Annotated in this window: 16 protein-coding genes and 2 tRNA genes; 14 read left to right on the forward strand and 4 right to left on the reverse strand. The window is 60.2% G+C overall.

Annotated elements, in window-relative coordinates; all coding sequences use genetic code 11:
* The first annotated feature begins 6 nt into the window (after positions 1-6).
* The 12 genes from RHM58_RS11240 (at position 7) to RHM58_RS11295 (ending at position 15,000) form a co-directional block, all read left to right on the forward strand.
* Positions 7-1,506 carry an NAD(P)H-hydrate dehydratase gene (locus RHM58_RS11240; protein ID WP_322270387.1) on the forward strand — a complete coding sequence of 500 codons (1,500 nt, stop codon included), beginning with the start codon at positions 7-9 and terminating at the stop codon, positions 1,504-1,506.
* Entirely contained in the window at positions 1,494-1,964 is a 471-nt protein-coding gene (gene tsaE / locus RHM58_RS11245) for a tRNA (adenosine(37)-N6)-threonylcarbamoyltransferase complex ATPase subunit type 1 TsaE (RefSeq protein WP_201200122.1), read from the forward strand. Before RHM58_RS11240 ends, tsaE begins: the two co-directional genes overlap by 13 nt.
* Positions 1,965-3,395, forward strand: coding sequence for an N-acetylmuramoyl-L-alanine amidase (locus tag RHM58_RS11250; protein WP_274610060.1), 1,431 nt, complete (start codon positions 1,965-1,967; stop codon positions 3,393-3,395). It abuts the gene before it with no gap.
* On the forward strand, positions 3,392-5,302 hold the full coding sequence (gene mutL / locus RHM58_RS11255) for a DNA mismatch repair endonuclease MutL (RefSeq protein WP_416195305.1): 1,911 nt from the start codon (positions 3,392-3,394) through the stop codon (positions 5,300-5,302). Before RHM58_RS11250 ends, mutL begins: the two co-directional genes overlap by 4 nt.
* Positions 5,302-6,273: a tRNA (adenosine(37)-N6)-dimethylallyltransferase MiaA gene (gene miaA, locus RHM58_RS11260; protein ID WP_201200123.1), complete on the forward strand. Its 972-nt coding sequence runs from the start codon at positions 5,302-5,304 to the stop codon at positions 6,271-6,273. The genes mutL and miaA overlap by 1 nt, the downstream gene beginning before the upstream one ends.
* 93 nt (positions 6,274-6,366) lie before the next feature.
* On the forward strand, positions 6,367-6,627 hold the full coding sequence (gene hfq / locus RHM58_RS11265) for an RNA chaperone Hfq (protein ID WP_007902656.1): 261 nt from the start codon (positions 6,367-6,369) through the stop codon (positions 6,625-6,627).
* Positions 6,628-6,639: 12 nt separating this feature from the next.
* Positions 6,640-7,941, forward strand: coding sequence for a ribosome rescue GTPase HflX (gene hflX / locus RHM58_RS11270; protein WP_201200127.1), 1,302 nt, complete (start codon positions 6,640-6,642; stop codon positions 7,939-7,941).
* A gap of 96 nt (positions 7,942-8,037) precedes the next feature.
* Positions 8,038-9,207 carry an FtsH protease activity modulator HflK gene (gene hflK / locus RHM58_RS11275; protein ID WP_201200130.1) on the forward strand — a complete coding sequence of 390 codons (1,170 nt, stop codon included), beginning with the start codon at positions 8,038-8,040 and terminating at the stop codon, positions 9,205-9,207.
* Positions 9,207-10,076: a protease modulator HflC gene (gene hflC, locus RHM58_RS11280; RefSeq protein ID WP_201200133.1), complete on the forward strand. Its 870-nt coding sequence runs from the start codon at positions 9,207-9,209 to the stop codon at positions 10,074-10,076. Before hflK ends, hflC begins: the two co-directional genes overlap by 1 nt.
* Positions 10,077-10,391: 315 nt before the next feature.
* Positions 10,392-11,579, forward strand: a complete 1,188-nt coding sequence (locus RHM58_RS11285) for an ATP phosphoribosyltransferase regulatory subunit (protein WP_201200135.1) — start codon at positions 10,392-10,394, stop codon at positions 11,577-11,579.
* Positions 11,580-11,633: 54 nt separating this feature from the next.
* Positions 11,634-12,926, forward strand: a complete 1,293-nt coding sequence (locus tag RHM58_RS11290; RefSeq protein WP_010464193.1) for an adenylosuccinate synthase — start codon at positions 11,634-11,636, stop codon at positions 12,924-12,926.
* 139 nt (positions 12,927-13,065) lie between these two features.
* Positions 13,066-15,000, forward strand: a complete 1,935-nt coding sequence (locus RHM58_RS11295) for a methyl-accepting chemotaxis protein (protein WP_201200137.1) — start codon at positions 13,066-13,068, stop codon at positions 14,998-15,000.
* Positions 15,001-15,097: 97 nt separating this feature from the next.
* Here RHM58_RS11295 and RHM58_RS11300 read toward each other — a convergent pair whose 3' ends face one another.
* From RHM58_RS11300 to RHM58_RS11315, 4 genes are all read right to left on the reverse strand, one after another.
* Positions 15,098-16,663 (reverse strand): ABC transporter permease, encoded by a 1,566-nt coding sequence (locus RHM58_RS11300; protein ID WP_322270390.1) that lies wholly within the window; start codon positions 16,661-16,663, stop codon positions 15,098-15,100.
* Positions 16,663-17,673 carry an extracellular solute-binding protein gene (locus RHM58_RS11305; RefSeq protein ID WP_322270392.1) on the reverse strand — a complete coding sequence of 337 codons (1,011 nt, stop codon included), beginning with the start codon at positions 17,671-17,673 and terminating at the stop codon, positions 16,663-16,665. The genes RHM58_RS11300 and RHM58_RS11305 overlap by 1 nt, the downstream gene beginning before the upstream one ends.
* A 334-nt stretch (positions 17,674-18,007) precedes the next feature.
* A tRNA-Leu gene (locus tag RHM58_RS11310) sits at positions 18,008-18,094 on the reverse strand.
* Positions 18,095-18,259: 165 nt separating this feature from the next.
* Positions 18,260-18,346 (reverse strand) — tRNA-Leu (locus tag RHM58_RS11315).
* 226 nt (positions 18,347-18,572) lie between these two features.
* On the opposite strand from RHM58_RS11315, the gene rnr reads away from it, so the two are divergent.
* Positions 18,573-21,212: a ribonuclease R gene (gene rnr, locus RHM58_RS11320; protein ID WP_322270394.1), complete on the forward strand. Its 2,640-nt coding sequence runs from the start codon at positions 18,573-18,575 to the stop codon at positions 21,210-21,212.
* Positions 21,209-21,976: a 23S rRNA (guanosine(2251)-2'-O)-methyltransferase RlmB gene (rlmB, locus tag RHM58_RS11325; RefSeq protein WP_322270397.1), complete on the forward strand. Its 768-nt coding sequence runs from the start codon at positions 21,209-21,211 to the stop codon at positions 21,974-21,976. The genes rnr and rlmB overlap by 4 nt, the downstream gene beginning before the upstream one ends.
* Positions 21,977-22,218: the final 242 nt, after the last annotated feature.

The raw sequence follows: 22,218 nt of genomic DNA on the forward strand, positions 1-22,218 counted from the left end.
AGACGCATGCCGCACACTAAAGATGATTTACCCGACGCGCTGTACAGCTCCGCGCAAGTGCGTGGGCTCGATGCGAGCCTGATCGCGGCCGGCACGCCGGGCTTCGAATTGATGCAGCGTGCGGCCCGGGCGACCTGGCGTGCGCTGGTCCGCCAGTGGCCAACCGCGAACGAATTGACGGTGCTGGCCGGTCACGGCAACAACGCTGGCGACGGTTATCTGGTCGCAGTGCTGGCCCGGCGAGCCGGATGGACGGTGCGGGTGTTGACGGTCGGTGAACCTCAGCGTTTGCAAGGTGATGCGGCGTTGGCCCATGCCGAAGCCGTTTCTGAAAAAGTAATGATCGACGCCTGGAGCGCCAACGCCGAACTGCGCGGCATCATGCTGGATGCGCTGCTGGGCACTGGCCTGGCCGGTGAAGTGCGTGAGCCTTACGCCAGCGTCATCGCCGCGATCAATGCCAGCGGCCTGCCGGTGGCGGCGGTGGATATCCCGTCGGGGCTGTGTGCCGATACCGGTCGCGTGCTTGGCGCGGCCGTTCGGGCTGATCTGACCGTGACGTTCATCGGTCTGAAACTGGGACTGTTCACCGGTGATGCGGCGGACGTGGTGGGCGAGTTGGTTTTCAATGATCTGCACGCTGACCCGCAATTGATCGAAAGTGCCGCCATCAGCGCCCGTCGCCTGACGGCGAGTAACCTGCCGCGCCTGGCCGCTCGGGCGCCAACCTCGCATAAAGGCAAGTTCGGTCATGTGCTGCTGATCGGCGGTGATCGCGGTTTTGGCGGCGCGATCCTGCTGAGCGCGCAAAGCGCGTTGCGCAGTGGTGCCGGCATGGTGTCCGTGGCCACGCGCAGCGAACACGTTCCGGCCGCGCTGGCGAGAATCCCTGAAGCCATGGTGTTGGGCACTTCGTCGGCTAATCAGCTCATGGGATTGCTTGAACAGGTGTCCGTGTTAGTCGTCGGTCCAGGCTTGGGTCAGGCGGCTTGGGGCAAAAGCTTGTTGTCTGCTGCTGCCAACGCGCCGTTGCCGCAAGTCTGGGACGCCGATGCGTTGAATATGCTGGCCGAAGAACAGGTGAAGTTGCCCGCAGATTGCATCATCACCCCGCATCCGGGCGAAGCGGCGCGGTTACTGGGCATGACCACCGCCGAAGTTCAGGCGGATCGTCCCGCCGCCGCTCACGTATTGAGCAAAAAATACACAGCTGTAGTGGTTCTAAAAGGTGCCGGCAGTCTGATCGCCAGCCCCGATGGGCGTTTGGCAGTTTGTCATCAGGGCCATCCGGCGATGGCCACCGCCGGTCTGGGCGATGTACTGGCCGGTCTGGTCGGTGCCTTGCTGGCCCAGGGCATGGCGGCGTTCGACGCCGCGTGCCTGGCGGTCTGGCTACACGCCAATGCCGGTGCACAGGAAGGTAAATCGGGCCGTGGGCTGGCGGCCAGTGATCTGATCCCAGCCATTCGTCAGTTGTTGGAGGAGCAAGCACCGTGTCTGAAATAATCCTGTACCTGGCGGATGAAGAAGCGATGACCGCGTTTGGCGCGCGGATTGCGCAAACCACCCAAGGGCATGGCCTGATTTTTCTCGAGGGCGATCTCGGCGCGGGAAAAACCACGCTGTCCCGTGGCATCATCCGTGGCTTGGGGCATGTGGGCGCGGTAAAAAGCCCGACCTTTACCCTGGTCGAACCCTATGAGATTGGCGACATCCGGGCCTTCCATTTTGACCTCTATAGACTGGTCGATCCGGAAGAGTTGGAGTACCTCGGCATCCGCGACTACTTCGACGACGATGCCATGTGTTTGATCGAATGGCCCCAGAAGGGTGCAGGGTTTTTGCCAAAGCCCGACCTGACCATTACCATTAGCCCGCAAGACAGCGGGCGTTCGCTGAAAATTTTGCCACAAGGCTCGCGTGGCGAGTCGTGGTGTGCCGCTTTGGCATTGGAAACCAATTAAATGATGGGGTCAGGTATGCGCTTTCGCGCGATGGTAGCTGCCGTAGGATTGTTGTTTTTGGCGGTGACCGTCGACGCTGTGGCCGATTCGAAGGTCAACAGCGTTCGCCTGTGGCGAGCACCGGATAACACACGACTGGTGTTCGACCTCTCGGGGCCTGTGCAGCACAGCGTGTTCACCCTGACTTCGCCGGATCGGCTGGTCATCGACATCAATGGCGCGACCCTCGGTGCGCCGTTGAAGGTCAACACCTCCAATACTCCGATTACTGCCATGCGTTCGGCCCAGCGCACGCCAACCGACTTGCGGGTGGTCATCGACCTGAAAAAAGCCGTCACGCCGAAAAGCTTCGTCCTGGCGCCGAACGCCCAGTACGGCAATCGCCTGGTGGTCGACCTGTTCGATAGCGCCGAAGCCGCCGCCCCCATTCCGCCGCCGCCGAGCAACGTCGCGACGGTGGCTCCGGTCCCGGTCACCCCAGTCGATCCTCCGGTGAAACTGCCGCCAGCTCCGGCCGGCAAGCGCGACATCGTTGTGGTCATCGATGCTGGTCATGGCGGTGAAGACCCGGGTGCCTCGGGCTCTCGCGGCCAGCATGAGAAAGACGTGGTATTGGCCATCGCCCGTGAGCTGCAGCGCCAGATCAGCGGCATGAAGGGCTACCGCGCCGAACTGACCCGTACCGGCGACTACTTCATCCCGTTGCGTGGCCGTACTGAAATCGCCCGCAAGAAAGGCGCCGACCTGTTCGTCTCGATCCACGCCGACGCCGCGCCTTCCGCCGCAGCCTTTGGTGCATCGGTGTTTGCCCTGTCAGATCGCGGCGCCACTTCGGAGACCGCCCGTTGGCTGGCCGATAGCGAAAACCGTTCTGACTTGATCGGCGGTGCCGGCAGCGTCAGCCTCGACGACAAGGACCGCATGCTCGCTGGCGTGCTGCTCGATCTGTCGATGACCGCTTCCCTGACCTCCAGCCTGGACGTTGGCCAAAAGGTCTTGAGCAACATTAGTCGCGTCACGCCGTTGCACAAACAACGCGTCGAGCAGGCTGGGTTCATGGTCCTGAAGTCGCCGGATATTCCGTCGATCCTGGTGGAAACCGGCTTCATCTCCAACGCTAATGAAGCGACCAAGCTGTCTGGAGCTAGCCATCAGCAGGCGCTTGCGCGTTCCATCAGCGCCGGCGTCCGCCAGTTCTTCCAGCAGAACCCGCCGCCGGGCACCTACATTGCCTGGCTGCGCGATTCGGGCAAGATCGCCCAAGGGCCGCGTGACCATCGCGTCAGCCCGGGCGAGACGCTGGCGATGATTGCCGTGCGTTATCAGGTGTCCCCGGCGACCCTGCGCAGCGCCAACAATCTGAAAAGCGATGAGCTGAAAATCGGCCAGACCCTGACCATTCCCGGCACTGAACTGGCGGCCAAAGAATGAACCAGGCGCTGACCAATACCGCTCGTATCGAGCTGCTTAGCCCGCGACTGGCGAACCAGATTGCCGCCGGTGAAGTGGTCGAGCGCCCGGCATCGGTGATCAAGGAGTTGCTGGAAAACAGCCTCGACTCCGGCGCCAAGCGCATTGATGTCGATGTCGAGCAGGGCGGCGTCAAGCTGCTGCGAGTGCGCGACGACGGCAGCGGCATTTCTGCCGATGACCTGCCGCTGGCCTTGGCGCGGCACGCCACCAGCAAGATTCGAAACCTCGAAGACCTCGAACAGGTGATGAGCCTCGGGTTTCGCGGTGAAGCCCTGGCGTCGATTAGCTCCGTGGCGCGCCTGACCCTGACGTCCCGCACCAAGGACGCTGATCAGGCCTGGCAAGTCGAAACCGAAGGTCGGGACATGGCACCCCGTGTGCAACCGGCCGCCCATCCAGTGGGCACCTCGGTGGAAGTGCGGGACCTGTTCTTCAACACCCCGGCCCGGCGCAAATTCCTCAAGACTGAAAAAACCGAATTCGATCACCTGCAAGAAGTGATCAAACGCCTGGCCTTGGCGCGATTCGACGTGGCGTTCCATTTGCGCCACAACGGCAAGACCATCCTCAGTCTGCACGAAGCTCATGATGATGCGTCCCGTGCCCGGCGTGTGGCGGCGATTTGCGGCGCGGGGTTCCTGGAGCAGGCGCTGCCGATCGAAATCGAGCGCAATGGCCTGCATTTGTGGGGTTGGGTCGGGTTGCCGACGTTCAACCGCAGCCAGGCAGACTTGCAGTACTTCTTTGTGAATGGCCGTGCCGTGCGCGACAAACTGGTGGCCCACGCGGTGCGCCAGGCCTATCGCGACGTGCTGTTCAACGGCCGGCACCCGACGTTCGTGCTGTTTTTCGAAGTCGATCCGGCGGGCGTTGACGTCAACGTGCACCCGACCAAGCACGAAGTGCGTTTCCGTGACGGGCGCATGGTTCACGATTTCCTCTACGGCACCTTGCACCGCGCCTTGGGCGATGTGCGGCCGGACGATCATCTGGCGGCACCCGTGGCGACGGCCATCGTCCGACCTACCGGCATCGATGCCGGTGAGTTCGGCCCGCAAGGCGAAATGCGTCTGGCGGCCAATGCCTTGCTGGAACAGCCGCAAGCGCAACCGTCGTTCAATACGGCGGCAGGTTCGGGTGCTGGCGCCGGATATCAGTATCAGTACACGCCGCGGCCTCAATCTGGCGTGCCGGTTGCGGAAGCCCAGGCGGCCTACCGCGAGTTCTTCGCGCCATTGCCCGAAGCCAACGCAGTAGCGCTGCCGGCCGGGCAGGACGACATTCCGCCACTGGGTTATGCGCTGGCGCAGCTGAAGGGCATCTATATCCTTTCGGAAAACGCCCAAGGCCTGGTGCTGGTGGACATGCACGCCGCTCACGAGCGGATCATGTACGAACGCCTGAAAGTCGCCATGGCCAGCGAAGGCCTGAGTGGCCAGCCGCTGCTGGTCCCGGAATCCCTGGCCGTGAGCCAGCGCGAAGCCGATTGCGCCGAAGAGAACATCGCCTGGTTCCAGCGGCTGGGCTTTGAATTGCAGCGCCTTGGTCCGGAAACCCTGGCGATCCGGCAGATCCCGGCACTGCTCAAGCAGGCGGAAGCCAACCGCTTGGTCAGCGACGTACTGGCCGACCTGATGGAATACGGCACCAGTGACCGGATTCAGGCGCACCTGAACGAACTGCTCGGCACCATGGCCTGCCACGGCGCGATCCGGGCAAATCGACGCTTGGCTTTGCCTGAAATGAACGGCCTGCTGCGGGACATGGAAAACACCGAACGCAGCGGTCAATGCAACCATGGCCGACCGACCTGGACCCAATTGGGCCTGGACGATCTGGACAAACTGTTCTTGCGCGGTCGTTGATGAGCCAGCTTCCTCCAGCGATTTTTCTGATGGGCCCGACCGCTGCGGGCAAGACCGATCTGGCTATCGAACTGACCAAAGTCCTGCCTTGCGAACTGATCAGCGTCGATTCGGCGCTCGTCTATCGCGGCATGGACATCGGCACCGCCAAGCCCTCCAAAGAACTATTGGCCGAATTCCCACACCGCTTGATCGATATTCTCGACCCGGCGCAGAGCTATTCGGCGGCGGATTTTCGTCGTGATGCTTTGGAGGCCATGGCCGAGATCACCGCGCGAGGCAAAATTCCGCTGCTTGTAGGCGGCACGATGCTCTACTACAAGGCTTTGGTCGAAGGTCTGGCGCAAATGCCGGCGGCCGATCCAGAGGTTCGCGCGCAAATCGAAGAAGAGGCTGCACGCCTTGGCTGGCAGGCCCTGCACGATCAATTGGCGCTGATTGATCCGGTCTCCGCCGCGCGAATTCACCCGAACGATCCCCAGCGTCTCAGTCGGGCACTGGAAGTTTATCGTGTCAGCGGTCAGAGCATGACCGAGCTGCGACTCAGACAATCTGCGCAAAGTACTGAAGCAGCCGCTTCGGGACTGCAACAATTGCCCTATACTGTCGCGAACTTGGCCATCGCTCCGGCTAATCGTCAGGTACTGCACGCCCGTATTAAACAAAGATTCACAAATATGTTGGAACAGGGATTCATCGACGAGGTCGTAGCCCTGCGTACGAGAAGTGACCTGCATTCAGGGTTGCCGTCTATACGCGCTGTAGGGTACCGACAAGTCTGGGATTACCTGGATGGCAAGCTGACGCAAGCCGAGATGCAGGAGCGGGGAATCATTGCCACGCGCCAATTGGCAAAGCGCCAGTTCACCTGGCTACGCAGTTGGGCTGATTTACACTGGTTGGACAGCCTCGATTGCGACAATCTGCCGCGCGCCTTGAAATACCTTGGGACCATCTCCATATTGAGCTGAGTCCTTGCAATTGCCGTCTATCCTTGGGGGTGTGACGGCTCAAGCCATCTGTTTACCTATTTTTTATATTGAATCCTTAAAGGAGTGCGGCACATGTCAAAAGGGCATTCGCTACAAGACCCTTACTTGAATACTTTACGTAAAGAGAAAGTTGGGGTTTCCATCTACCTGGTCAACGGGATCAAACTGCAAGGCACGATCGAGTCTTTCGACCAGTTCGTTATCCTGCTGAAAAACACCGTTAGCCAGATGGTTTACAAACACGCTATCTCTACAGTGGTGCCGGTTCGTCCAATTCGTCTGCCTAGCGCAACCGAATCCGAAGCAGGTGACGCTGAGCCAGGTAACGCCTGATAGGAGTCTCCTTTGTTCTTTGAGCGCCACGGTGGTGGTGAGCGAGTGATCCTCGTTCACTTGGATGGACAGGACCCTGAGGCGCGCGAAGATCCGCAGGAGTTTCAGGAGTTGGCTAATTCGGCCGGCGCCGAGACCGTTGCGTTTTTTAACGTGCCGCGTCATCGGCCAACCGCCAAATTCCTGATTGGCAGCGGCAAGGTCGAGGAGCTGCGCGACCTGGTCCATGCCGAAAAGGCAGATCTGGTCATCTTCAATCACATCCTCACGCCCAGTCAGGAACGTAACCTCGAACGTGTTTTCGAGTGTCGCGTGATCGACCGTACCGGTCTGATTCTCGATATTTTCGCCCAACGTGCCCGTACCCATGAAGGCAAGCTCCAGGTAGAACTGGCCCAGCTTGACCACATGAGCACCCGGCTGGTTCGTGGCTGGACCCACCTTGAGCGTCAAGGTGGCGGTATCGGTATGCGTGGCCCGGGTGAAACCCAGTTGGAAACCGACCGCCGTTTGCTGCGGGTTCGCCTGCGACAGATCAAGGGCCGGCTGGAAAAAGTGCGCAGTCAGCGCGAACAGTCGCGACGCGGCCGTTCGCGTGCGGATATTCCTACCGTGTCCCTGGTGGGGTATACCAACGCCGGCAAATCCACGCTCTTCAATAACGTGACGAAATCCGACGTGTACGCGGCTGACCAGTTGTTCGCCACGCTGGACCCGACCTTGCGCCGTCTGGAACTCGACGACCTGGGGCCGATTGTCCTGGCCGACACTGTGGGTTTCATACGCCACTTGCCCCACAAACTGGTCGAGGCGTTTCGGTCTACGCTCGAAGAGTCAAGCAACTCAGACCTGCTGTTGCACGTGATCGATGCGGCCGAACCGGATCGCATGTTGCAGATCGAGCAGGTGATGGTGGTGCTGGGTGAGATCGGAGCCCAGGACTTGCCGATCCTCGAGGTCTATAACAAACTCGATTTGCTTGAAGGCGTTGAGCCACAAATCCAGCGCGACGAAAACGGCAAGCCCCAACGGGTCTGGCTGTCGGCGCGTGATGGAAGTGGTCTGGAATTGCTTGAGCAAGCCATTGCCGAGTTGCTGGGCGGTGATTTGTTTGTGGGTACCTTACGCTTGCCGCAACGCTTTGCTCGACTGCGTGCGCAGTTTTTCGAGCTCGGCGCGGTACAGAAAGAAGAACACGACGAAGAAGGCATCTGCCTGCTGGCCGTTCGCTTGCCTCGGGTCGAGTTGAATCGACTGGTGAGCCGCGAAGGCCTGCAACCGATGGATTTCCTCGAGCAACACACTTTGCAATAAAAGCCTGAGAAAGCGGTTGTGCCGCGGTGACAGGCATTCTGTAGCATTGGTCGGCGCGCCGTGGGTGCGTCTTTGCTTTATCAGATGGAGAGCGCTATGGCTTGGAATGAGCCGGGTGGCAACTCGAATAATCAGGATCCTTGGGGTGGCAAGCGCCGCAATAACGGCGACCGCAAGGGACCACCGGATCTCGACGAGGCCTTCCGAAAGCTGCAGGAAAGCCTGAACGGGTTGTTCGGTGGTGGTAAGAAACGTGGTGACGACGGCGGTGGTTCGGGCAGGAGTGGCGGCTTCGGCGGCCTGCTCGGCATCGGCCTGGTCGTGCTCGCCGCCGTGTGGCTGTACAGCGCGGTCTACGTGGTCGACGAGCAGGAGCAAGCCGTTGTGCTGCGCTTCGGCAAGTACTACGAAACAGTCGGCCCGGGCCTGAACATCTACTTCCCGCCGATCGATAAAAAGTACATGGAAAACGTGACGCGCGAGCGTTCGTACACCAAGCAAGGCCAGATGCTGACCGAAGACGAGAACATCGTCGAAGTGCCGCTGACCGTGCAGTACAAGATCAGCAACCTGCAGGATTTCGTGCTGAACGTCGATCAGCCGGAAATCAGCCTGCAGCAAGCGACCGACAGCGCCTTGCGCCATGTGGTGGGTTCCACCGCGATGGATCAGGTCCTGACCGAAGGTCGTGAGTTGATGGCCAGCGAAATCAAGGAGCGTCTGCAACGCTTCCTCGATACCTATCGCACCGGTATCACCGTCACCCAGGTCAACGTACAGAACGCAGCGGCACCGCGTGAAGTCCAGGAAGCCTTCGATGACGTGATCCGTGCCCGTGAAGACGAGCAGCGTTCGCGCAACCAGGCTGAAACCTACGCCAACGGCGTCGTGCCGGAAGCCCGTGGTCAGGCCCAGCGTATCCTTGAAGATGCCAACGGTTACCGTGACGAAACGGTATCGCGCGCCAAGGGTGAGGCTGATCGCTTCACCAAACTGGTGGCCGAGTATCGCAAGGCACCCGAAGTTACCCGCCAGCGTCTGTACCTGGACACCATGCAGGAAGTCTTCACCAACACCAGCAAGGTTCTCGTGACCGGCAACAAGAATGGCCAGAGCAATCTGCTGTACTTGCCGCTGGACAAGATGATTCAGAACAGTTCAGGCGGTAATGCGCCGGTAACCGGTTCTGCCGCCGCCAATAGCAACACGGATGTCGCGCCGCATGTCACTGACTTGCCGCAAACGCGCACAAGGGAGACCCGCTGATGAGCAATAAATCGCTGATCGCCCTGATCGTTGGCGTCGTTGTGCTGCTGGTTGGCTGGAACTGCTTCTACATCGTGGCTCAGACCGAGCGTGCGGTGATGCTGCAGTTCGGTCGCGTGGTCCAGACTGATGTTCAGCCAGGCCTGCATGTGAAAGTGCCTTACGTTAACCAGGTGCGCAAATTCGACGCACGCCTGATGACACTGGATGCACCGACACAACGCTTCCTGACGCTGGAAAAGAAAGCCGTCATGGTTGACGCCTTCGCCAAGTGGCGCGTGAAAGATGCCGAGCGCTTCTACACCGCAACGTCCGGCCTCAAGCAGATTGCTGACGAGCGTCTGTCCCGTCGTCTGGAATCGGGCCTGCGTGACCAGTTTGGTAAGCGCACCCTGCACGAAGTGGTTTCCGGTGAACGTGACGCGCTGATGGCTGACATCACCGCTTCGCTGAACAAGATGGCGGAAAAAGAGCTGGGTATCGAAGTTGTCGATGTTCGGGTCAAGGCCATCGATCTGCCGAAAGAAGTAAACCGCAGTGTGTTCGAACGTATGAGCACCGAGCGTGAGCGTGAAGCTCGCGAGCACCGCGCCAAGGGTAACGAGTTGGCTGAAGGCATCCGTGCCGACGCCGATCGTCAACGCCGCGTGTTGCTGGCCGAAGCGTATCGTGAATCCGAAGAGGTTCGCGGTGACGGTGACGCCCAGGCTGCTGCGATCTACTCCAAGGCTTACGGCCAGGATCAGGAGTTCTACGGTTTCTACCGTAGCCTGCGTGCCTACCGTGAAAGCTTCGCGAACAAAACCGACGTCATGGTCCTCGACCCAAGCAGCGACTTCTTCCGTTATCTGGAAAAGTCCAAGCCTTGATACAACGTTGACCTGAATCATCCCCCGCCTGGCAGCTAAAACCTGCGGCGGGGTGATCCTTTGGGAAAACGTGTGTATGATGCGGCAGCCGGGAAATTCCCGGCTTTTTTGCGTCTGCACGTTTGATTGCGGTTTTTTGGCAGGCGTCCGAGTTGAATGACTCGACCGGTTTTTCGAGGAAAGTGATTGGCGAAGCCGGTTTCAGGCTTTTCGCCACGTCGTTCATGCGCGTGGTTTGCGCATGAGCCGATCATTTTCTGCTTCACTCAAGGCTCGCCCAACGGCTGGCCGCCCGGATCATAGGGGAATGGCGTAATGGCAACGGTAGACCGCTGGCTGCTGCCAGATGGCATCGAAGAAGTACTGCCACCAGAAGCGGCGCGCATTGAAGTAGCGCGCCGCCAGGTGTTGGATCTGTTCCAGAGCTGGGGTTACGAGTTTGTCGTGACTCCCCATATCGAGTACCTGGAATCCCTGCTGACCGGCGCGGGCCAGGACCTGGATCTGCGTACCTTCAAGGTCATCGACCCGCAATCGGGCCGGCAGATGGGTTTCCGTGCGGACATCACGCCGCAAGTGGCGCGCATCGATGCGCACACCCTGCGTCGCGAAGGCCCGAGCCGTCTGTGCTATGCCGGCAGCGTGCTGCATGCTCAGCCGCGGGCGTTGTCGTCTTCGCGCAGCCCGATCCAGTTGGGCGCCGAGTTGTACGGCGACGCCAGCCCGAGCAGCGACGTGGAAGTTATCAGCCTGATGCTGGCCATGCTGCAACTGGCCGATGTGCCAGACGTGCACATGGACCTCGGTCATGTAGGTATCTACCGTGGCCTGGCCCGCGCCGCCGGTTTGTCCGGTGAAGTCGAGCAACAATTGTTCGACGCATTGCAACGCAAGGCTATCGACGAGGTCATTACCTTGACCGAAGGCCTGCCTGCCGATCTGTCGGGCATGTTGCGAGCGCTGGTCGACCTGTGTGGCGGCCGTGAAGTGTTGAGCGCTGCCCGTGAGCGTCTGGCCAATGCGCCGGCGCCGGTACTGGCTGCGCTGGAAGACTTGCTGGCGATTGCCGACCGTCTGTCCACGCGTTTCCCGGAATTACCGCTTTACTTCGATCTGGGCGAACTGCGCGGCTATCACTACCACACCGGTGTGGTGTTCGCGGTGTTCGTACCGGGTGTTGGCCAATCCATTGCCCAGGGCGGTCGTTACGACGACATCGGCGCCGACTTCGGTCGTGCCCGCCCGGCAACGGGTTTCTCTACCGATTTAAAAACCCTGGTGACCCTGGGGCGTGCTGAGATCGAGCTACCGTCTGGCGGTATCTGGATGCCTGACAGTACGGATGCGGCACTCTGGCAGCAGGTTTGTCAGTTGCGCAGTGAGGGTCAGCGTGTCGTTCAGGCGTTGCCTGGGCAACCATTGGCCGCCGCCCGTGAAGCGGACTGCGACCGGCAATTGATTCAGCAGAACGGGCTTTGGCAAGTATTGCCGCTGGCTTCTTGAGTTTTCCTGCCGGCGGCTGCCGGCACCAAGTTTGCGCGAATGAGGACAAGTGTTATGGGTAAGAATGTCGTAGTCCTGGGCACCCAATGGGGTGATGAGGGCAAAGGCAAGATCGTTGATCTGCTGACCGAACATGCTGCCGCCGTAGTGCGCTACCAAGGTGGCCACAACGCTGGCCACACCCTGGTGATCGACGGCGAAAAAACCGTCTTGCACCTGATCCCGTCGGGCGTGCTGCGCGAAGGCGTGCAGTGCCTGATCGGCAACGGCGTGGTGGTTGCACCGGACGCTCTGCTGCGCGAGATCATCAAGCTGGAAGAGAAAGGTGTACCGGTGCGCGAGCGCCTGCGTATCAGCCCTTCCTGCCCGCTGATCCTGTCCTATCACGTTGCGCTGGACCAGGCGCGTGAAAAGGCCCGCGGCGAGCTGAAGATCGGCACCACCGGTCGCGGCATCGGCCCGGCTTACGAAGACAAAGTTGCCCGTCGCGGTCTGCGCATCGGTGACCTGTTCCACCGTGAGCGTTTCGCCGCCAAGCTGGGCGAGTTGCTGGATTACCACAACTTCGTTCTGGTCAATTACTACAAAGAGCCAGCGATCGACTTCCAGAAAACACTCGACGAGTGCATGGAATACGCCGAGCTGCTCAAGCCGATGATGCTCGACGTCACCGCCGAGCTGCACGAGCTGCGTCGCGCTGGCAAAGACATCATGTTCGAAGGCGCCCAAGGCTCCCTGCTGGACATCGACCACGGGACCTACCCGTACGTCACCAGCTCCAACACCACTGCGGGCGGCATCGCTACCGGTTCGGGTTTTGGTCCGATGTACCTGGATTACATCCTCGGCATCACCAAGGCCTATACCACTCGCGTGGGTTCGGGTCCGTTCCCGACTGAGCTGTTCGACGACGTTGGCGCGTTCCTGGCCAAGCGTGGCCACGAGTTCGGTGCTACCACCGGCCGTGCCCGTCGTTGCGGCTGGTTCGACGCCGTTATCCTGCGTCGCGCTATCGACGTCAACAGCATCTCGGGCCTGTGCCTGACCAAGCTGGACGTGCTGGACGGTCTGGAAACCATCAACATCTGTGTTGGCTACAAGAACCAGGATGGTGCAGTGATCGACGCACCGACCGACGCCGACAGCTACATCGGCCTCGAGCCAGTGTACGAAGAGATGCCAGGCTGGACCGAATCCACCGTCGGTGCCAAGACCCTGGAAGAGCTGCCGCAAGCTGCTCGTAACTACATCAAACGCGTCGAAGAGTTGGTCGGCGCGCCGATTGACATTATTTCGACGGGCCCGGACCGCAACGAGACCATCGTTTTGCGTCACCCGTTCGCTTAATAAGTCGTTGATGTAAAACACAAAGGCCCCTTAATTGGGGCCTTTGTCGTTTATGCCTGCAGGACGGCACAACCTTTGCTGTAATTATCCCTTCTGGCGTGCCATCAATTTAATGGCGTCAAAGCAGAGGGATATTCCCGTGTCAGCCATTCTCTCACTGTTACAAAGCCGTCTTCTGCGGCCCGTGTTCGTTACCCTTGGTATCGCCCTATTGGTGCAAGTGCTGGTCGCCGTCGCTCTGACTCGGAGCACAGTCACCGCATTGGAAGCCGATCTTGGAAATCGCTTGGGGGTCGACAGTCAAAAGCTATCTGGTGAACTGGAGCAGGCGGGGCGTGAAGTCACGTCGAGTCTGGACAGCTTGTCCACCAATACCCGTCAGCGCCTTACCGCCGGTTTGTCCTCGCGTCTGAAGGATGAGCAGGCGCAGTTGCGTACGACATTGGAAAAAGACCTGAAGGACTCCGCCAACGACATGGCGCAGCTTCTGGCCTCGGTCGCACCTCGCGCCATGTGGGACAGCGACGTTCCGACCCTGTCTGAATTCGCTCGTCGGGCCCAGCGCAATCCGAACGTGTTGTTTGTGATCTACGACGACGCCACCGGCCAGCATCTGACGCGCTATTTGAACCGCGAGAACCCGATCAACAAGGCGCTGCTGGAGAAGGGCCAGGGCGAGCGGGCATTGGACAAAGTGCTGGATGCGGCGAAGAACGATCCATCGGTCTACTACCTCGAAGCCTCAATCAGCCCCAATGGCGTGGAAATCGGCAAGGTCTTGATGGGTGTCTCCACAGCGTCGGTGGAAGTCGATTTGGCAGCTCTCGACAAGCGCTTCTCGGCGCTGATCGCCAGCAGTGATCAGTTGGTCGGCGATAGCCTCAAAGGCGCGGCGGCGGACAGCGCGGCGGCAATGGGCGCGCGTCTGAAGTCGGCGCAGTCCACCGCTTCGCAAATGCAGGCCAACACCACCAACACCGTGCAGGAAGCGGCGGGTACTTTGCGCTGGCGCATCGGCATGGGCCTGGCGATTGTAGGTTTCGGTGTGTTGCTGTTGCTGGCCGTGGTGTTGGGTCGTCGAGTGGTCAATCGCCTGAAAATGCTGATTGCGGCCATGGATGACCTGGCGGCGGGTGAGGGTGACCTGACCAAGCGTGTGCAGATCAACAGCAAGGACGAAATCGGCGACATGGCCTCGGCGGTCAATCGCTTTGTGGATAAGTTGCAGCCGATCGTGCGTGAAGCGGGCGACGTGGCCCAGCGCACTGGTGTGGAAATCGGTGCGATGACCTTGCGCAATGCCGGGGCTGATGCGGCGGCCGGTATGCAGCGTGATGAAGTGGCCGAGAGCCTGCGCGCGTTGTCGCAAATGGCTGATGAGGCTCAGTCTGAAAGTCATGCGATGCAAGCGGCGTTGCAGCAAGTGGTAGACATCCGTTCGGCGACTGACGAGAACACTCGGACTTCGGCGAAGGTCGGCAGTCTGATCGAAGCGTTGGCTGGGCAAGTCGACACCGGGGCGAAGGTGATCGAGCGTCTGGCGCAGCAAAGTGAACAGATTGAAGTGGTGCTGACGGTGATCCACGGGATCGCCGAGCAAACCAACCTGTTGGCGCTGAACGCAGCCATCGAAGCGGCGCGGGCTGGTGAGACCGGTCGCGGCTTTGCGGTGGTGGCTGACGAAGTGCGGGCGCTGGCGAGCAAGACCCAAAGCTCTACCGGCGACATCCAGGCGCACATCGTGGCCTTGCAGCAAGGTGCGCGTGAGGCGGTGGCGGCGATTGGTCAGGCCGGGCGTCAGGCCAGCGAAGGTTTGTTGGTATTGCGTGACAGTGCGCGGCTGCAGCAGTCGGTGCAGGTGTCGGTTGAGCAGGTGCATGCGGCGATTGGTCTGGCGACCCAGGCCGCGGCGCATCAGGCGCAAGGCGCGCAAGCCGTGCGTGGACGGGTTGAGACCATTCATGCCCAGGCTGAGAAAGCGGCTCAGGCGGTGGTGGAGACCACGGCCAGTGGGAAGGTGCTGGATGGGTTGGCGGCGCAATTGAAGGCGAGCCTGGGGCAGTTCAGGGCTTAAGCCTTTTGTTTGCAGGTCTGACGCTTTCGCGGGCAAGCCTCGCTCCTACAAGGACCATGCGATCCCTTGTAGGAGCGAGGCTTGCCCGCGAAGCTTTTCAGCGGCTCAAATACATCCGCGTCGTCAACAGATAAACCGGCAGCCCCGACACCAAAATCAACAACGCTGCATAAGGCGCCGCCGCCGCAAACTCCACATTCGCGGTATGCGCCCAAACCTCCGTCGCCAGCGTATTCAGCCCGGTCGGACTCAGCAGCAACGTCGCCGTGAGTTCCTTCATCGCATCCAGAAACACCAGCGCAAACGCTGCGCCGAGTGCCGGAAAAATGATCGGCAATGTCACTCGGCAAAACGCGCTGAATGACGACGCACCCAGTGTGCGAGCGGCCTCTTCCAGTTGCGGCGCAGCCTTGTTCAGCGCCGTGCGAATCGGCGCCTGGGCCAGCGGCAGAAACAGCAGCGCATAGGCGATCAGCAACAGCATCGACGTCTGGTACAGCGCCGGCACATAGTGCAGGGCGAAATACACCAGGGTCAGTGCGATCACCAGGCCTGGTAGCGCATGCAGCAGATACGGCAAGCGCTCGGCCCAGATCGCCAACTGACCTTTGTAACGCACCACCAGCAACCCCACCGGCACCGCCAGCACCAGGCACAACGCCGCGCCGCCCAGCGATAGCGCCAGGGACGACAGCAACGCTTCACTGATCGCCGCCACCGGGAACGCTGCCGACGAGCCGACTGCCAGCCAGTACGCCAGCATTCCCAGCGGAATGCCGCTGCCGATGATCGCCAGCGCCAGGCAGTAAGCCTGTCCAGCGAAGGCCCAAGGCCCGAGTCGAACCTGTTCTGCATGGCGCGCCGCGCCCTGGCCGGTGCGTACATGTCGGCCCTTGCCGCGCACGCGCAACTCAAGCCACAGCAACACCAGGCAAAGCGCCAGAAGCACCGCCGAGAGCATCGCGGCATTGGCGTTGCTGAATTCCAGTTCGAACTGTTGATAGATCGCCGTGGTGAACGTCTGCAGGCCAATGATCGACAGCGCGCCGAACTCCACCAGCATGTGCAGCGCGATCAGCAGCGAACCGGCCAGCAAGGAAGGCCAAAGCAGTGGCAGGGTGATTCTGAAAAACACGCCCCAGCGATTCAGCCCCAGGGTGCGGGCGGACTCTTCCAGCGATGGGTCAAGATTGCGCAGCGTCGCCGCCACCGGCAGAAATACCAGCGGATACTTGGACAAGGTCATCACCAGAATCGCCCCGCCCAAGCCTTCGAAATGAGCGCTGAGGGAAACCCAGGTAAAGCTACTGACAAACGCCGGCACCGCAAATGGCAAGCACAGGATCACGCCCCACAGTCGCCGTCCCTTCAGGTTGCTGCGCTCCAGCAGCCAGGCCAGCGACAGGCCGATCACGCCGCAAGCCAGGGTCACGCCAATCATCAGCGACAGGGTGTTGCGCAGCAGGCCAAACACATACGGCCGCCACAGCAGATGCAGCGCTTCGGCCCAGCCTGCCTGCCAGGTTTTGAGACCGACATAGGCTAGCGGCAGCAAGCTGAGCACAACCAGCAATAACACTGGCAGCAGCAGCCAGATCGACGGCCGTTTACGTCGTGGCACGTAACCCCCAGGCGCGGCGGGGGCGGATAGCGATGCGCACATCAGTTCAAGCCAACGTCACGTTCCAGATCCAGAGCTTCTTCGGCATTGCCGAGGTCGGCTGGCGTGACTTTGGGGGCTTCGAGTTCGCTGAACGGCTTGAGCCCACGATCCGATTCCATACCTTTGTGCAGCGGATATTCGGCGGTGGTCTGGGTGATCACGCGCTGACCTTCTTCGCTGGCCATGTAGGCGAGCAATTGCTGGGCTTCTTTTGGATGTTTGCTGGATTTCAGCACGGCAGCGCTGGAAACGGTGATCAGTCCGCCGACGTCGCCGCCAGTGAAGTAATGCAGTTTCGAGTCGAGCTGGCCTTTTTCGCGCTGCAAGGCGAACCAGTAATAGTTGTTTACCAGCACGGTCGCGACTTCGCCGTTTTCCACAGCTTTGAGGGCGACCATGTTGTTGCTGTAAACCTTGCCGAACGCGCGCAGGCCGGTCAGCCATTCTTCGGCAGCGTCCATGCCGTGGGTCTTGATGATCGCCACGGCTTGTTCCTGGAAGGCGCCGCTGGAAGGTACGAAACCGACCTTGCCTTGCCATTTTGGATCGGAGAATTCCATGACCGATTTCGGCAGGTCTTTTTCATCGACCAGTTTCGGGTTGAAGGCGACCACGCGGACCCGGGCGGTGATGCCGATCCAGGTGCCGTTGCCCGCGACGTAATCTTTCGGCAGGACGGCGAGGGTGGCGGCATCGGCCTGAGCCAGCAGGCCTTGTTCGCCGAGCTTGTTCAGTGGCGGCGATTCTTCGGTGTAGATCACATCGGCCGGGGAGCGATCGCCTTCTTCGACGACCTGGCTGGCGAGCTGGTTGCTGCTGCCTTTACGCACATTGACGTGAATCCCGGTCTTGGCTTCAAAGGCTTTGGCGACAGCGTCGCCGACTTCCTTGTGTTGGCCGTTATAGAGCGTCAGGGATACCGGGTCGGCGGCTTGGGTGAGGGGAGTGGCGAGTGCCAGGCCGAGGAGGGTAAAGGTCAGGCCGCGGCGCAGGGTATTTCGAAACATCATTCGCAGGGTTCCTCACTGTCGCATTGCAAAAACTTGCAACAATGATAAACGATATTGCTTCTCAAGTGCGCCTTGCGGGCTGGTAGAGGGTTGGCCGAAGGTGGCTAGTGCGGGCTTTTGTGGCGAGGGAGCTTGCTCCCGTTCGGCTGCGAAGCAGTCGTAAAACCGGATCATAAGGTTTATCGGGAAGGGGAGGGGGCCGCTTCGCACCCCAGCGGGAGCAAGCTCCCTCGCCACAAAAAAGCGGTGCCGAAGGGTATTTTCAGGCCAGAAACGCAAAAACCCGCTTTCGCGGGTTTTTGTGAAATCCCAGAGCGAGCTCTGAAATTTGAATTGGTGCCCAGAAGAAGACTCGAACTTCCACGACCTTGCGGTCACCAGCACCTGAAGCTGGCGTGTCTACCAATTTCACCATCTGGGCATAATCTTCAGCGTTGCCGCTGTTGATGTGGCGCACTATACGGAGAGCTTTTTGATCTGTAAACCCCTGATTTGGTTTTAATAAATCAGAAGCTCAGAATGCAAAAACCCGCTTTCGCGGGTTTTTGTGTGAGCCTTGAAATTGATCTAATCTCAAGCTCTAAATTGGTGCCCAGAAGAAGACTCGAACTTCCACGACCTTGCGGTCACCAGCACCTGAAGCTGGCGTGTCTACCAATTTCACCATCTGGGCAGTATCGGCAACGCTAGTACGTCGTCGATGGCGCGCACTATACGGAGCGTCTTTTTAACTGTAAACCCCTTGCATCAAAAAAACCGGGAATATTTCGCCGGTGGCATTTAATTCAGCTTCGCGGTGTCAATAAAGGGCTTTAGATGGGCTGTCATAGCCTGAAATTTCCCGTTTCATTACGCCTATGCCAAACTAACCCGCATATAGACAAGGTGAAAACTCTCTAATGGCCGATTGGCAGTCCCTCGATCCCGAGGCCGCTCGTGAAGCGGAAAAATATGAAAACCCTATTCCTAGCCGCGAACTGATCCTTCAGCACCTTGCTGATCGAGGTTCGCCTGCTAACCGCGAGCAGCTGGTCGAAGAGTTTGGTCTGACCACAGAAGACCAGCTCGAAGCCCTGCGCCGCCGCCTGCGCGCCATGGAGCGCGACGCTCAACTCATCTATACCCGTCGCGGCACTTATGCGCCGGTGGACAAGCTCGACCTGATCCTGGGCCGCATCAGCGGTCACCGTGACGGCTTCGGCTTCCTGGTCCCGGACGACGGCAGTGACGACCTGTTCATGAGCCCGGCGCAAATGCGCCTGGTATTCGACGGCGACCGTGCCCTGGCCCGTGTTTCCGGCCTGGACCGTCGCGGTCGCCGCGAAGGGATGATCGTCGAAGTGGTGTCCCGTGCTCACGAGACCATCGTCGGTCGTTACTTCGAAGAGGGCGGTATCGGCTTCGTGGTCGCGGATAACCCGAAGATCCAGCAAGAAGTGCTGGTTACCCCGGGCCGCAACGCCAACGCCCAGATCGGTCAATTCGTTGAAGTGAAGATCACTCACTGGCCGACACCACGCTTCCAGCCGCAAGGCGATGTGGTTGAAGTTGTGGGTAACTACATGGCGCCGGGCATGGAAATCGACGTCGCCCTGCGCGCGTACGATATCCCGCACGTATGGCCTGAGGCGGTGTTGAAAGAAGCCGCCAAGCTCAAGCCGGAAGTCGAAGAGAAAGACAAAGAGAAGCGCATCGACCTGCGCCATCTGCCGTTCGTAACCATCGACGGTGAAGATGCGCGCGACTTCGATGACGCGGTTTACTGCGAATCCAAGCCAGGCAAGCTGCGCCTGTTCTCCGGTGGCTGGAAGTTGTACGTGGCGATTGCCGACGTCTCCAGCTACGTGAAAATCGGTTCGGCGCTGGACAACGAATCCCAGGTTCGTGGCAACTCGGTGTACTTCCCCGAGCGCGTCGTGCCGATGCTGCCAGAGCAACTATCCAACGGCCTGTGCTCGCTGAACCCGCACGTCGATCGCCTGGCCATGGTTTGCGAGATGACCATCTCCAAATCCGGCGAGATGACCGACTACTGCTTCTACGAAGCGGTGATCCACTCCCACGCTCGTCTGACTTACAACAAAGTCAGCGCGATGCTCGAAACGCCGAAACTCACCGAAGCACGTCAGCTTCGCGGCGAGTACACCGACGTTCTGCCGCATCTGAAGCAGCTTTACGCACTGTACAAAGTGCTGCTGGGTGCTCGTCACGTGCGTGGTGCGATTGATTTCGAAACGCAGGAAACCCGGATCATCTTCGGCACCGAGCGCAAGATTGCTGAAATCCGTCCGACCGTGCGTAACGATGCGCACAAACTGATCGAGGAGTGCATGCTGGCGGCCAACGTGGCCACGGCTGAATTCCTGAAGAAACACGAAATTCCTGCGCTGTATCGCGTGCACAACGGTCCGCCACCGGAGCGTCTGGAAAAACTGCGCGCCTTCCTGGGCGAGCTCGGCCTGTCCCTGCACAAAGGCAAGGACGGCCCGTCGCCGAAGGATTACCAGGCATTGCTGGCGAGCATCAAGGACCGTCCGGATTTCCACCTGATCCAGACCGTCATGCTGCGTTCGTTGAGCCAGGCGGTGTACAGCGCTGATAACCAGGGCCACTTTGGCCTGAATTACGAAGCCTATACCCACTTCACCTCGCCGATCCGCCGCTACCCGGACTTGCTCACGCACCGGGCGATTCGCAGCGTCATCCATTCGAAAATGGACACCCCGCACGTTCGCCGTGCCGGTGCGATGACCATTCCGAAGGCGCGCATCTATCCGTACGACGAAGCGACCCTGGAACAGCTCGGCGAGCAATGCTCGATGAGCGAACGCCGTGCCGACGAAGCGACCCGGGACGTAGTGAACTGGCTCAAGTGCGAGTTCATGAAAGACCGCGTGGGCGAGTCGTTCCCTGGTGTGATCACCGCCGTGACCGGTTTCGGCCTGTTCGTCGAGCTGACCGACATCTACGTCGAAGGCCTGGTGCACGTCACCGCGCTGCCGGGCGATTACTACCACTTCGATCCTGTGCACCACCGCCTCGCCGGTGAGCGTACCGGTCGTAGCTTCCGCCTCGGCGACACCGTTGAAGTGCGCGTGATGCGCGTAGACCTCGACGAACGCAAGATCGACTTCGAGATGGCTGAAAAGACCATCAGCGCGCCGATCGGTCGCAAGAAGCGCGGTACTGAAGCCACCGCACCTGCTGCCTCTGCTGCAAAAACGGCTGCAGAACCGGCTCCGGCGAAAACCGGTCGTCGTCCTGTCAAGGAAAAGGCTCCAGAAGCCTATCGCCCAAGCGATGCGGCGGCGAAAAACGCCGAGCTGCGCAAAAGCCGTGAAATGAAGCAGGCGTTGCTGTCTGAAGCGAAAAGCGGCGGTAAAGCGGCGTCTGGGGGAAAGACCGGACGGTCGGCGCCTGAAAAGGCTCCCGGCGGCAAGCCAGCGAAACCGAGTAAACACCGTAAAGGCCCGCCAAAAGCGGGTTCGGCTCCAGCTGCCAAAAGCGGCGGGGCGCGTAAACCTAAGGCCAAGTCATGAGTCAGTTGGAAAAAATCTACGGCGTGCATGCGGTAGAAGCGTTGCTGCGTCACCACCCAAAACGCGTCAAGCAGATCTGGCTGGCTGAAGGCCGCAGCGAACCGCGTGTACAGGCGCTGATCGCGCTGGCGAATGAAAATCGCGTGCCTGTCGGCAACGCCGAGCGTCGTGAGCTCGACGCCTGGGTTGATGGCGTGCACCAGGGTGTGGTGGCGGACGTGAGTCCGAGCCAGGTCTGGGGCGAAGCGATGCTCGACGAGCTGCTCGATCGCAGCGAAGGCGCACCGTTGTTGCTGGTGCTCGACGGCGTGACCGACCCGCACAACCTCGGCGCTTGCCTGCGTTCGGCCGATGCGGCCGGTGCACTGGCGGTGATCGTGCCGAAGGACAAGTCAGCTACCTTGACCCCAACGGTCCGTAAAGTGGCCTGCGGCGCGGCGGAAGTGATTCCGTTGGTGGCAGTGACCAACCTGGCGCGTACCCTGGAAAAACTCAAGCAGCGTGGCTTGTGGGTTGTCGGCACGGCGGGCGAGGCTGAGCAGAGTCTGTATCAGCAAGACATGACCGGCCCGACCATCCTGATCATGGGTGCTGAAGGCAGCGGCATGCGTCGCCTGACTCGCGATCTTTGCGACTACCTGGTGCACTTGCCGATGACCGGCAGCGTCAGCAGTCTCAACGTTTCCGTAGCGACCGGCGTGTGCCTGTTCGAGGCTCAGCGTCAGCGTAGTGTCAAGGCGGCTGCGGGCGGCAAGAAGTCCTAAGCCAAGTTGTAATCCCTGTGGGAGCGAGCTTGCTTGCGATAACGGCGTAACATTCAGCATAAATATTGAATGTTGTGCCCTCATCGCGAGCAAGCTCGCTCCCACAGTGGTTTGTGGCGAGGCAAAAATCGGTGTGCGGACGAACTGTTCAAATAATCACCAATTGCCTTGCACCTCTTCTGTCCCTTCTCTACAATTGCGCCCCTTGCTGTGACGGCAGGCACGCATGTGTCTATCGCCGG

The organism is Pseudomonas sp. 10S4 (assembly GCF_034344865.1).
Taxonomy (GTDB): domain Bacteria; phylum Pseudomonadota; class Gammaproteobacteria; order Pseudomonadales; family Pseudomonadaceae; genus Aquipseudomonas.

Excerpts from the sequence above, each read along its gene's own strand:
- RHM58_RS11240 (WP_322270387.1), top strand. The coding sequence starts at position 7 with ATGCCGCACACTAAAGATGATTTACCCGACGCGCTGTACAGCTCCGCG.
- RHM58_RS11250 (WP_274610060.1), top strand. The coding sequence starts at position 1,965 with ATGATGGGGTCAGGTATGCGCTTTCGCGCGATGGTAGCTGCCGTAGGA.
- mutL (WP_416195305.1), top strand. The coding sequence starts at position 3,392 with ATGAACCAGGCGCTGACCAATACCGCTCGTATCGAGCTGCTTAGCCCG.
- miaA (WP_201200123.1), top strand. The coding sequence starts at position 5,302 with ATGAGCCAGCTTCCTCCAGCGATTTTTCTGATGGGCCCGACCGCTGCG.
- hfq (WP_007902656.1), top strand. The coding sequence starts at position 6,367 with ATGTCAAAAGGGCATTCGCTACAAGACCCTTACTTGAATACTTTACGT.
- hflK (WP_201200130.1), top strand. The coding sequence starts at position 8,038 with ATGGCTTGGAATGAGCCGGGTGGCAACTCGAATAATCAGGATCCTTGG.
- hflC (WP_201200133.1), top strand. The coding sequence starts at position 9,207 with ATGAGCAATAAATCGCTGATCGCCCTGATCGTTGGCGTCGTTGTGCTG.
- RHM58_RS11285 (WP_201200135.1), top strand. The coding sequence starts at position 10,392 with ATGGCAACGGTAGACCGCTGGCTGCTGCCAGATGGCATCGAAGAAGTA.
- RHM58_RS11290 (WP_010464193.1), top strand. The coding sequence starts at position 11,634 with ATGGGTAAGAATGTCGTAGTCCTGGGCACCCAATGGGGTGATGAGGGC.
- RHM58_RS11300 (WP_322270390.1), bottom strand. The coding sequence starts at position 16,663 with ATGTGCGCATCGCTATCCGCCCCCGCCGCGCCTGGGGGTTACGTGCCA.
- RHM58_RS11305 (WP_322270392.1), bottom strand. The coding sequence starts at position 17,673 with ATGATGTTTCGAAATACCCTGCGCCGCGGCCTGACCTTTACCCTCCTC.
- rnr (WP_322270394.1), top strand. The coding sequence starts at position 18,573 with ATGGCCGATTGGCAGTCCCTCGATCCCGAGGCCGCTCGTGAAGCGGAA.
- rlmB (WP_322270397.1), top strand. The coding sequence starts at position 21,209 with ATGAGTCAGTTGGAAAAAATCTACGGCGTGCATGCGGTAGAAGCGTTG.